Source organism: Vibrio sp. Vb1574 (assembly GCF_033338675.1).
Genome location: NZ_JAWOTC010000033.1, coordinates 13,434 through 25,725, shown reverse-complemented (window position 1 = coordinate 25,725; position 12,292 = coordinate 13,434). Strand labels below are relative to the sequence as shown.

Here is a 12,292-nt window from a genome sequence, read left to right as displayed (position 1 = left end):
GAAAGCCCCGCTCATTGAGCGGGGCTTTTTTATTTCGAACAATCAGCCTGTTTGTAGAAACGGTCGTAGTCAGATAAGTGGTCTATTTTTACGTGCTTAACCTTCCATATTTGTTCCTTCATTAAAAACTGCAGCGAAACCGTGACTGGCTGGTATACATCACCAAAGCCGTTTACAGAAAGACATCCAACTCCTCCATCCTCACTGTACTCTTCAAAGTAAGACAGCTCTGTAACCAAACTTGATGGGATAGATGATAAAAATGGAAATTGATGACCAAATTTTATTGGGTGAGACTTAATACTGTTCAGCTCTTCAATCGATAGATTTGGTCCTGCCATAGCTTCTACCACCTCTATATACTGCATCTTGTATAAATTATTACGTATATCAAGGTAAGTATCGTGGAGTGGACTTGCGATGCAGGGCGTTGAAACACTTAGTAAAACCGGAATAGGTAGAATTCTATTTAGCATAACCAACTAAACCCCAGCTTCACGGAGCGCTTGATCAATTTTACTCGGCTTAAATCTGTACTTACAAAGCCCCCACTCGCACTGCTCTAAAAGCTCACGGACATTTACCTGCCCAGTAACTCCAAAGGAAACAACACCAAAAAGAGAAACACTCCCACTGTATGTCAAAACACCATCACGAGTAGTTTTAAAAGTAACAGAAACGGCTTTTAATTTTATGCCCAGCTCTTCAACCATTTCTTTTGAAACTTCAAACTTAGTAAATCCAAGCTCACCAGATAAAGTTACTTTACCTGACTCATCAACTGCTAACTTGAACCTTTTCCCTCCAGTAACTAGCTTGGTGGTAACACCTTTATTGTGCTTGTAAGAAATCTCTACAAACTTCAGTAACTGTACTTTTATTTCAGCTTGCCTTGACATTATTTCCTCCCGAAATTGTTGAACATACTTCCGATATTCAACTCAATCAAAAAACTACAATTCAAGCTGGAAGTACCTCAAAAAAAAATGAAACTTTCAAATCTATCAGGCATAAAAAAACCGCTGATTGCTCAGCGGTTTTTGTTTTCGGTTCTCAATCTGCCTTATGGCATCTCGTCGAACTCTGCACCTTCTTTTTCTACTTGAGGTGGCATCAAGTGCTCTTTCTGGATACCCAGTTTCAGAGCCAGTGCTGATGCTACGTAGATAGAAGAGTAAGTACCTACAGTGATACCGAGTAAAAGTGCGGTTGCAAAGCCGTGAATCATAGCACCACCCTGCATGAACAGTGCAATTACCACGAACAAAGTCGTACCAGATGTAATCAATGTACGGCTCAACGTCTGAGTGATTGAGGCGTCCATAATGTCTGAAGGTTCACCCTTACGCATCTTACGGAAGTTTTCACGAATCCGGTCAAATACAACGATGGTATCGTTGAGTGAGTAGCCCACAACCGTCAGTAGCGCAGCTACGATGGTCAGGTCAACTTCAATTTGTAGAAACGAGAAGACACCTAGCGTGATTATTATATCGTGAGCCAATGCCATTACCGCACCAGCCGCTAGACGCCATTCAAATCGCATCGATACATAAAGCAGAATACAGATCAGCGATACCAAGATCGCTAGACCACCAGCTTCTGTTAGCTCATCACCAACATTGGGACCTACGAACTCAATACGACGCATTTCTACGCTTTCGCCAGTACCATCTTTGATAGCACCAATGATTTGGTTACCTAGCGTTTCACCAGAAACGTCATCACGTGGACGAAGACGGACCATGACTTCACGAGCACTACCGAAGTTTTGTACTGTCGCATCGCCAAAGCCTTTTGAATCTAGTGCTGCACGAATCTCTTCAAGGTTTGCTGGCTGTTCAAAACCGACCTCGATAAGCGTACCGCCAGTGAAATCTAGACCCCAATTAAGCCACTTGGTTGACAAAGTGAAGATAGAAGCAGCAATCATTATAATTGAAAAAACGAATGCTACTTTCGACCAACGCATAAAGCCGATCGTCTTCTCTGCTTTTAGAATTTGAAACATATTAATTCCCAGCCTTAGATCGACAATTTATCAACGCGTTTGCCACCGTAGATCAGGTTCACGATACAACGTGTACCAATAATGGCGGTGAACATTGAAGTTAAGATACCGATAGATAGAGTAACTGCGAAACCTTTCACCGCACCTGTACCGACCGCAAATAGAATGATTGCAGTAATTAGTGTTGTGATGTTCGCATCAGCAATCGTGCTGAATGCATTCGCGTAACCTTGGTGAATTGCTTGTTGTGGACTGCGTCCATCACGAATTTCTTCACGGATACGCTCGAAGATCAGTACGTTCGCATCAACCGCCATACCGACTGTTAACACGATACCGGCTATCCCTGGAAGCGTCATGGTAGCGCCTGGAATCATCGACATAACACCAATGATAAGCACCAAGTTTGCCATTAGAGCGATGTTTGCAATCAAACCAAAGCCGCGGTAGTAAAGCAGCGTAAATAGCATTACGGCAACCATACCCCAGATACATGCTTGGATACCCATATCGATGTTTTGCTGGCCCATTGATGGACCAATGGTACGTTCTTCAACGATAGAGATAGGTGCAATCAGTGCACCAGCACGTAGTAGAAGTGCTAGGTTGTGTGCTTCTGCAGCAGAGTCGATACCTGTGATACGGAAGTTACGACCAAGAGCCGATTGAATCGTTGCTTGGTTGATGACTTCTTCATGCTTATCCAGAATAACTTTGCCTTCAGGCGTACGACGGCCACTGTCTTTGTATTCTGCAAACACGGTAGCCATTAGCTTACCAATGTTCTTCTTAGAGAACGCAGACATCTTATTACCACCTTCGCTGTCTAGCGAGATGTTAACTTGTGGACGACCATATTCATCAACACTTGAGCTTGCATCTGTGATGCTTTGACCGCCAAGAATAACGCGCTTCTTAAGCACAACTGGGCGACCATCACGGTCCATCTTGATTTCACTACCTGCTGGCGCACGACCATTTGCCGCTGCCGATAGGTCAGCTTTATCATCAACTTCACGGAATTCAAGCGTTGCCGTAGCTCCGAGAATTTCTTTTGCACGAGCAGTGTCTTGAACACCAGGCAGTTCAACCACAATGCGACTAGCACCTTGACGTTGAACCAATGGTTCCGCAACACCTAGTTCGTTGACACGATTACGTAAAATCGTAATGTTTTGCTCAACAGCATAGTTACGGATCTCTTGTAAACGTTGCTCAGTAAAGGTGGCAGTAAGAGCGTAACGGCCATTTGAATCAGAATCGACAAAAATCATGTCCGGGTGATTCTTTTCTAGCGTTGCTTTCGCTTCTGCTAATTGCTCTTCGTTACGCAACAACACTTCTACCGCTTCTTTTCCAGAAGGGCGGATTGCACGGTAACGAATCTTGGCGTCACGAAGTTCGCTACGGAAAGCTTCTTCTTGTTGACCAACAAGCTTTTCCATCGCTGCATCCATATCCACTTCCATTAAGAAGTGAACACCACCGCGAAGGTCAAGACCTAGCTTCAATGGTGACGCGCCAATCGCTTCTAGCCAATCGGGTGTAGAAGGTGCAAGGTTAAGTGCAACAATTGTGTCTTTGCCTAGCGCTTCGCTGATGACATCACGAGCACTGATTTGTGTGTCAGTGTCGTTAAAACGAACAAGAATTGATCCATCTTCGAGAGCAATGGATTTATGAGAAAGTTGCTCTTTGTTAAGAGCAGTAGTGACAGCATCCAGCGTTGACATATCTACAGAGGCGCCACGCGCCCCTGTAACTTGAATAGCCGGATCTTCACCGTAGATATTTGGAAGTGCGTATAACGCAGCGGTGATGATGGCAAAAAGCACCATCAAGTACTTCCATAATGGATAACGGTTTAGCACAGCGAGGATCCTTTAGCTGTTTTATAGAGACTTAAGCGTACCTTTTGGTAGCACTGCAGTGATGAAGTCTTTCTTGATTACTACTTCATTGTTCGCGTTAAGCTCAATTGAAATGTAGTCATTGTCTTCAGCAATCTTAGTGATTTTACCCACTAGGCCACCGCTAGTTAAAACTTCGTCGCCTTTGCCCATAGAAGCCATTAGGTTTTTGTGTTCTTTTACGCGTTTCGCTTGTGGGCGGTAAATCATGAAGTAAAAGATCACTGCGAACATGCCAAGCATGATTAGCATTTCAAAACCACCGCCTGCTGGCGCGCCTTCTGCTGCTGCGTGAGCCTGAGAAATAAACATTAAAACATCCTCATTATATTTTATTGATAATCAAACAAATTGGGCTTTCGCATTTTAGATTCAAGTCTGAGAGTAACTAATAGAGATCGCTCTCTCAAAAATAACGTGCGTTAGCCTACTTTATTAGCAAAAGCCTCTGGCGACATGCCAAAGGCTTTAATTCTTTTAGTTTTTCAATTACTGCTCTTTTGCTAGTGGTGGCACTTCACGGCCACGACGCTCATAGAACTCAGTAACAAATTCATCGAAGCGATCTTCATCAATTGCTTTACGAATGCTTTCCATCAGACGTTGGTAGTAACGCAGGTTATGGATTGTATTCAAGCGAGCGCCTAAGATTTCATTACAACGCTCTAAATGGTGAAGGTACGACTTGCTGTAGTTTTGACAAGTGTAACAGTCACAATGCGGATCCAATGGTGTTGTATCCGTTTTATGTTTCGCATTACGGATCTTGATCACACCACCAGTCACAAATAAGTGACCATTACGTGCGTTACGCGTTGGCATTACACAGTCAAACATGTCGATACCACGACGAACACCTTCAACCAAGTCTTCTGGCTTACCTACGCCCATCAAGTAGCGAGGTTTGTCTTCAGGAAGTTGAGGACAAGTATGCTCAAGAATACGGTGCATGTCTTCTTTAGGCTCACCTACTGCCAAACCACCAACCGCGTAACCGTCAAAACCGATTTCCGTTAGACCTTTTACCGACACATCACGTAAATCTTCGTAAACACCACCTTGGACAATACCAAATAGGTTGTTCGGGTTTTCTAGCTTCTCGAAGTGGTCACGTGAACGCTGTGCCCAGCGTAATGACATTTCCATCGATTTCTTCGCTTCATCGTGTGTCGCTGGGTAAGGCGTACACTCGTCAAAAATCATAACGATGTCAGAGCCCAGGTCTTTTTGAATTTCCATCGACTTTTCTGCGTCCATGAAAATCTTGTCACCGTTTACTGGGTTACGAAAGTGAACACCTTCTTCAGTGATCGTACGCATCTTACCAAGGCTGAATACTTGAAAGCCGCCTGAATCAGTAAGAATAGGACCGTGCCAGTTCATAAAATCGTGCAGGTCACCGTGCATTTTCATCACTTCTTGACCAGGACGTAGCCACAGGTGGAACGTATTACCTAGCAGAATTTCTGCACCAGTACCTTTTACTTCTTCTGGTGTCATACCTTTAACGGTACCGTAAGTACCTACTGGCATGAACGCAGGAGTTTGAACAGTGCCGCGTTCGAAAGTCAGTTGACCACGACGTGCATTGCCGTTTTTCTTCTTAAGATCGAATTTTAATTTCACGATGCCTCCGGGTGTCAGAGAAACAGTCTGACTGAGTGTTTAGGGCTCTACCCTACTTTAAGGAGCGGTCGCTTTTCCTTGCGAGAGACAAAGCAATGGATGCTTTATTTCCTAGCTTACTGCTAGCACTCGTAAATCTATTTTTAACTACGCCGTTTTCTTCTTGATGAACATTGAATCGCCATACGAGAAGAAACGGTATTTGTTTTCCACCGCATGTTTGTAAGCATTCATGGTGTTCTCGTATCCAGCAAATGCACTCACCAACATGATCAGTGTTGATTCAGGCAAGTGGAAGTTTGTGATCAAGCAATCCACTAGCTGATATTCGTAACCAGGGAAAATAAAGATTTCAGTATCGCCAAAGAATGGGGCCAGCTCAGTCCCTTTTTGCAATGCGTCTTGCGCTGCACTTTCAAGTGAACGCACAGATGTGGTACCAACAGCAATAATTCGTCCGCCACGCGCTTTCGTCGCTTTAATTTCTTCGACGACTTCTTGTGGTACTTCTACGTACTCGGCATGCATGTGGTGATCGTTGATATTTTCCACTTTTACCGGCTGGAATGTACCCGCCCCAACGTGCAAAGTAACGTAAGCAAACTCTGCACCTTTCGCTTTGATTTTCTCCAAGAGAACATCATCAAAGTGAAGGCCCGCTGTCGGTGCCGCAACCGCACCTGGCTTTTGATTATATACCGTTTGGTAACGCTCTTTATCTGCATCTTCGTCTGGACGGTCGATGTAAGGAGGAAGCGGCATATGGCCGATTTCTTCCAGAATTTCTAGTACCGTCTTATTTGAACTAAATTTCAGTTCAAATAAAGCATCATGGCGTGCCACCATTTCTGCTGAATATTCATCATTCTCGCCAACAATAATGGTTGTACCTGGTTTTGGTGACTTAGAGCAGCGAACGTGCGCGAGGATGCTTTTCTCATCCAACATGCGCTCCACTAGCACTTCTAATTTACCGCCCGATTCCTTGCGGCCAAAAAGACGAGCAGGAATAACACGAGTATTATTAAACACCACTAAGTCACCGGGTTGAACTTGGCCCAATACATCAGTAAATGTGCCATCAATGAGCTCTCCGGTATTGCCGTCCATTTGCAGCAGTCGGCTAGCGGTACGCTCTGGTTGAGGGTAGCGAGCGATGAGTTCATCTGGAAGGTCGAAATGGAAATCTGATACTTGCATGTTACTTGTCTTATCTATTGGTCAAATCACGTCTAGGCGACGATAAAATTGCGACGAGTTTTTCGCAGCAGACTAGTATATGTTTACATGCTGCAATAGCAAGCAAATCACCAGAATATAGCAGTAAAAGCCATGGTGAAGAGTGTAATAAAACGTGAAAAGCCTCGATTACTTGGCACTATTTTTAATTTGAGCCCCAAAGAGAGAACATGAAAAAGCAAAGCAGCGTATACCGCTGCTTATTAGTTTGGCATTCCAATCGCCCTATCAAACCTCACGCTTTCGCCACAAGAATAACGGCACGAATAAACCCAATAACCAAAACCCCAGACTGCCACCTTCATCATCTGAGCCTTTGAAATCACAGTTATTGGTCGCAATGCCATCGTGACACTCTTTATTATCACCACTTTCATTGTTAGCGCTTTTGATAAAATTTGGCGCAATGATGTAACGACTAGGTGGCGCATCGGCAGTGATGTAAGACTGCACCCAGTCGTAATAGTGGCTCACTTTGGTATAGAAACTTGGGATCGTCAAAGAGCCACATGTTGGTAGAATAAGGGGGCCGCCACTAACAATACCAATTTGTTTGCCGGTCGCCACATCGACCAACGGGCCACCACTGTCACCTTTACATGCTGAGTTGCCATATTGGGTATGGCTATCCGGCTCCAATACATGGTTTTGTGTTGGTAGCGTACAAATTTTGGTTTGGTTGTCTCTTGAATCAATGATCCCCGGAAAACTGCTGCCAATTTCTAAACGCTCATAACATTTGTCGATGGGTAAAAATGTGCTAATGGTGGTTTTGAGCGTATTAGAAGGTTCAGAAGCATCCGGCTGAGTAGCCCCCCATCCAAACACTTGCACATTTTCGACACGTTGATTGGTCAGGTAATTATCGTTCCAATCCGCCGCCAAACGTGCTTCGATACTCTCCATGTCAACTTTACTCGCTAGGTCAGCAAAGCTCGCGTTTGCCACTGGGCGCGTGAGATACAGCAACGCGATGTCTGAATCTAAACCGGTTTGGATAGGTTTCACGTTGCCATTACTGTCGGTCTCAGCTTTTGAAATCCGGGTGTAATCCGGATGAACCACAACGTGAGACACCGGATAGAAGTTATCAAGCCCTGCAGAATTAAGTTCATACACATTCGCATTCACCGACAGCTCACCCGGCGGGGTCACATAGTAGGTTGCTTCATTGGTTCCTTGTCCCATCACCACACAGTGCGCCGCAGTCAGTACCCATTGCTCTGTCAGCATCGTTCCACCACACAGCGGAAACTCTGCCATATTACTTGCTCGCAAAGTAACGCGGTCAACAGGATCGGTTTGTTCATCTCCTAACACAATCGCCTGTGTTGATGGCACACTGAATGCCGCCACTGCCAGCGCAATAAGTTTGTTACACGTTGTTCGTTTCATCTAGGTTGCTGTCTTCAATTTGGTAAGCCTGGACGTATCTTCTTCGAGAGAAGAATCTTGGAAAATCCAGCGAATAAAAATGTGCGATTCAATTCATTGGATTACCTTGGGGACACATTCAATATCAACTAAAAATGCCAACTGACTCGCACACAAACCGACTTATTCAAATTAATAAAAACACCAATAAAACACAGATTACGCAGCCCATCAGCATTGTGCTATTTAATTGATGAAAAACGAGTTAGCTCCCAGATATACAGAAAAATATTCTCTATATTTAAGAGAAGGACAATGCCGCTGGAGGTCTCTATGATCAAGGTTGAAGACATGATGACTCGTAATCCTCATACCTTACTGCGCACGCACACCTTGCGTGATGCAAAAAGCATGATGGATGCGCTTGATATTCGACACATTCCGGTTGTTGATGCCAATAACCACTTACAAGGCTTGGTGACTCAACGCGACATTCTTGCTGCTCAAGAATCGAGCTTGCACCCAGATGAGGCTGAACAATCTTTTACTTTAGACACACCGCTCTACGAAATGATGCACACCAATATCATGACGGCAGAGCCTATCGCGGGGCTCAAAGAGAGCGCTATCTATATGCAAAAGCATAAAGTTGGCTGTCTACCTGTTGTCACCAAAGGTCGATTGGTCGGCATTATTACTGATAGTGACTTCGTGACGATTGCGATTAACTTATTGGAACTACAAGAAGAAGTGGAACCTGAAGAAATCGAGCAGGAAGAGTAGTACGCAAGCGTATTCTCTTTGTTGTAAGTTTCGTTTTTACACCGGTTAAACGAAAAAAGAGCGGCAGGGTTGCCGCTCAAAATGCCATTACTGACGCTGATTAAGGAAGTGTTTCTCTGCCAATTAGAATTGGTCTTCTTCGGTCGAACCTGTCAATGCTGTCACTGAAGAGTTACCACCTTGGATAGTATTGGTCATTCTATCGAAGTAACCTGTACCTACTTCTTGTTGGTGCGCAACAAACGTATAGCCTTTTTCAGCTGCTTGGAATTCAGGACGCTGAACTTTCTCAACATAATGACGCATACCTTCACCTTGAGCGTAAGCGTGCGCCAGTTCAAACATGTTGAACCACATGTTGTGAATGCCTGCTAGCGTGATGAATTGATACTTGTAGCCCATGTCTGCAAGCTCTTGTTGGAACTTAGCAATGGTTTCTGCATCTAGGTTTTTCTCCCAGTTGAATGAAGGCGAGCAGTTGTACGCCAACAATTGATCTGGGTATTCAGCGTGAATTGCTTCTGCAAACTTACGTGCTTCTTCCAAACATGGCGTAGCCGTTTCACACCAAATCAAGTCTGCATATGGTGCGTAAGCCAGGCCGCGAGAGATAGCTTGGTCGATACCCGCGCGAACGCGGTAGAAACCTTCTTGAGTACGCTCACCTTCGATGAAGTCTTTATCATATGGGTCGCAATCTGAAGTAATGAGATCCGCCGCATTCGCATCAGTACGAGCAATAACTAATGTTGTTGTTCCCGCTACGTCAGCAGCCAAACGAGCTGCAACGAGCTTTTGTACCGCTTCTTGCGTAGGAACTAATACCTTACCCCCCATATGACCACACTTTTTCACCGATGCTAACTGGTCTTCAAAGTGAACGCCTGCGGCACCGGCTTCGATCATCGATTTCATTAGTTCGTAAGCGTTAAGCACACCACCAAAGCCCGCTTCAGCATCCGCTACGATAGGTAGGAAGTAATCAATACCACCTTCATCTTCAGGCGTCTTACCAGCAGCCCACTGAATTTGGTCTGCACGACGGAATGAGTTGTTGATACGCTTTACTACTGACGGTACAGAATCTACTGGGTAAAGAGATTGGTCTGGATACATCGTCGAAGCGGTGTTGTTATCCGCCGCTACCTGCCAGCCTGACAGATAGATCGCTTCAATACCTGCCTTAGCTTGTTGAACCGCTTGACCCCCCGTTAGCGCACCAAGACAGTTTACGTAACCTTTTTTCGCACTACCGTTGACCAGTGACCAAAGTTTGTCTGCACCACGTTGTGCAATTGTGTTTGCAGGCACCATAGAGCCACGCAGTTCCACCACTTCCTCGGCAGTGTAAGTACGCTTCACATTTTTCCAGCGTGGGTTAGTTGCCCAGTCTTTTTCCAGAGCTTCAATTTGTTGGCGGCGAGTTAAGTTAGTCATTGGTCTATCCCTCTTTATAATTTGCACTTTATGCGTGTGCGTTGAGTTTCCGTTCTCAGGCAGTACTTCCCTATCTGCCTTGAAAATCCTTCACGTTATTGGTGTTACAGTTATTCTTTATTAATCCAGGTAGTCATAACCAGGAACTGTCAAAAAGTTGGTCAGTTCATCGCTCGTCGTGAGCCTTGCCATTAAGTCTGCTGCTTCTTCAAATCGACCCGCATGGTAGCGCTGCTCGCCAATTTCTTGCTTCACGACTTCAATCTCTTCTTTTAGATAGAGCTCGAACAGCTCTTTAGTGACCTTTAATCCGTTGTCTAGCGACTTGCCGTGTTGAATCCATTGCCAGATAGAAGCTCGGGAGATTTCTGCCGTTGCAGCGTCTTCCATCAGTCCGTAAATCGGCACACAACCATTGCCAGAAATCCAAGCTTCGATGTATTGCAGCGCAACGCGAATATTGTGGCGCATTCCGCCTTCAGTGCGCTCGCCTTCACAAGGCTCAAGCAGTTCGGCTGCTGTAATAGGCGCATCCTCTGCACGGCTCACATCCAACTGGTTGGTGCGTTCACCCAGCACAGCACTAAAGACTTCCATAGCAGTGTCAGCCAAACCTGGATGAGCCACCCAAGTACCGTCGTGGCCGTTGTTAGCTTCTAACGATTTGTCAGTCTGGATCTTGTCTAATACTTTTTGATTCTCTTTCGGGTCTTTAGCTGGGATAAATGCGGCCATTCCTCCCATCGCGAAAGCACCTCGTTTATGGCAAGTACGTACCAATAATCGCGAGTAAGCGTTTAAGAATGGCTTGTCCATCGTTACCACTTGGCGATCTGGCAGTACTCGGTCTGAGTGTTTTTTCAATGTTTTGATGTAGCTAAAGATGTAATCCCAGCGACCACAGTTCAAACCAACGATGTGTTCTTTAAGCGAGAACAGAATCTCGTCCATTTCAAATACCGCTGGTAAGGTTTCAATCAGCACAGTCGCTTTGATGGTGCCTGTATCCAAACCGAAATAGTCTTCCGTGAAATGGAACACTTCGCTCCACCACTTCGCTTCGTGATGCGATTGCAGTTTTGGAAGGTAGAAATAAGGGCCGCTGCCTTTTTGAAGTAACGCTTTGTAGTTGTTATAGAAATACAGAGCGAAATCGAATAGCGCACCTGGAATGATCTGACCGTGCCACGTAACGTGTTTTTCTTTTAAATGAAGGCCGCGAACACGGCAGATCAACACCGCTGGGTCATCTTCCAGCTGATAATGTTTGCCATTGCCAGGATTGGTGTAACTGATGGTGCCATTAACAGCATCGCGCAAGTTAATTTGACCATCCAGCACTTTACTCCATGCAGGAGACATTGAATCTTCAAAGTCTGCCATGAACACTTTTACATTCGCATTCAGTGCGTTAATCACCATCTTGCGGTCAGTTGGTCCGGTAATCTCCACACGGCGATCTTGCAGATCTTGTGGGATTCCTAGGATCTTCCAACTTCCTTCACGGATGTCTTGTGTCTCTGGTAGAAAATCTGGTAGCTCACCAGCATCAATACGTGCTTGCTTCTTTTCTCTTGCTTCCAGCAACTGTTCAACACGTCCGGCAAATTTTTCACACAGTAGAGATAAAAAGGTTTGGGCTTCAACAGGGAAAATTGCTTGATGTTCTGGAGCAACGACTCCATTCACCTCAAGCATGCCTTGGGTTTGCTTTAGTTGTTGTGTTTTTTGTTCTGTCTGAGCAAGCATAATCATTCATCCTTAACGTGCTTTATCAATCTTGGGCAGTCAGCGTAAAGCTACATTTGTAAGTTATGAACAACAAATTACATCCTTTAACTTTGTGTTCAACTCGTCTAGCCATGCCGATAGATTGCGTAATGCTACGTGTATTTTCAATCTAGACATAAGT

At 44.9% G+C, this 12,292-nt stretch carries 11 protein-coding genes; 1 reads left to right on the top strand and 10 read right to left on the bottom strand.

What is annotated here, in order from left to right; genetic code table 11:
- Positions 1-29: 29 nt before the first annotated feature.
- From R7O12_RS17565 to R7O12_RS17530, 8 genes are all read right to left on the bottom strand, one after another.
- Complete coding sequence (locus R7O12_RS17565) at positions 30-341, bottom strand: hypothetical protein (RefSeq protein ID WP_017633920.1); 312 nt, start codon at positions 339-341, stop codon at positions 30-32.
- Positions 342-482: 141 nt separating this feature from the next.
- Positions 483-899: a hypothetical protein gene (locus R7O12_RS17560; protein ID WP_017633921.1), complete on the bottom strand. Its 417-nt coding sequence runs from the start codon at positions 897-899 to the stop codon at positions 483-485.
- 164 nt (positions 900-1,063) lie between these two features.
- Positions 1,064-2,011 carry a protein translocase subunit SecF gene (secF, locus tag R7O12_RS17555; protein WP_005383689.1) on the bottom strand — a complete coding sequence of 316 codons (948 nt, stop codon included), beginning with the start codon at positions 2,009-2,011 and terminating at the stop codon, positions 1,064-1,066.
- A gap of 14 nt (positions 2,012-2,025) precedes the next feature.
- Positions 2,026-3,882 carry a protein translocase subunit SecD gene (gene secD, locus R7O12_RS17550; protein WP_005381724.1) on the bottom strand — a complete coding sequence of 619 codons (1,857 nt, stop codon included), beginning with the start codon at positions 3,880-3,882 and terminating at the stop codon, positions 2,026-2,028.
- A 21-nt stretch (positions 3,883-3,903) separates the two neighbouring features.
- A complete protein-coding gene (gene yajC / locus R7O12_RS17545; RefSeq protein WP_005381725.1) occupies positions 3,904-4,233 on the bottom strand; it encodes a preprotein translocase subunit YajC in 330 nt (109 codons plus the stop codon).
- A gap of 177 nt (positions 4,234-4,410) precedes the next feature.
- A complete protein-coding gene (gene tgt, locus R7O12_RS17540) occupies positions 4,411-5,547 on the bottom strand; it encodes a tRNA guanosine(34) transglycosylase Tgt (RefSeq protein ID WP_005381727.1) in 1,137 nt (378 codons plus the stop codon).
- A 147-nt stretch (positions 5,548-5,694) separates the two neighbouring features.
- The gene (gene queA, locus R7O12_RS17535) at positions 5,695-6,747 is read right to left on the bottom strand and encodes a tRNA preQ1(34) S-adenosylmethionine ribosyltransferase-isomerase QueA (protein WP_318101973.1); all 1,053 of its coding nucleotides are present in this window, start codon (positions 6,745-6,747) and stop codon (positions 5,695-5,697) included.
- 267 nt (positions 6,748-7,014) lie between these two features.
- On the bottom strand, positions 7,015-8,181 hold the full coding sequence (locus tag R7O12_RS17530) for a trypsin-like serine protease (RefSeq protein ID WP_042521159.1): 1,167 nt from the start codon (positions 8,179-8,181) through the stop codon (positions 7,015-7,017).
- A gap of 312 nt (positions 8,182-8,493) precedes the next feature.
- Between R7O12_RS17530 and R7O12_RS17525 the strand changes: the two genes are divergently transcribed.
- Positions 8,494-8,943, top strand: a complete 450-nt coding sequence (locus R7O12_RS17525; RefSeq protein ID WP_017820562.1) for a CBS domain-containing protein — start codon at positions 8,494-8,496, stop codon at positions 8,941-8,943.
- A 123-nt stretch (positions 8,944-9,066) separates the two neighbouring features.
- On the opposite strand, the gene aceA is transcribed toward R7O12_RS17525, so the two are convergent.
- Both aceA and aceB read right to left on the bottom strand, forming a co-directional pair.
- Positions 9,067-10,380, bottom strand: coding sequence for an isocitrate lyase (aceA, locus tag R7O12_RS17520; protein WP_005381733.1), 1,314 nt, complete (start codon positions 10,378-10,380; stop codon positions 9,067-9,069).
- A 120-nt stretch (positions 10,381-10,500) separates the two neighbouring features.
- Positions 10,501-12,129, bottom strand: coding sequence for a malate synthase A (aceB, locus tag R7O12_RS17515; protein WP_170960414.1), 1,629 nt, complete (start codon positions 12,127-12,129; stop codon positions 10,501-10,503).
- Positions 12,130-12,292 lie beyond the last annotated feature (163 nt).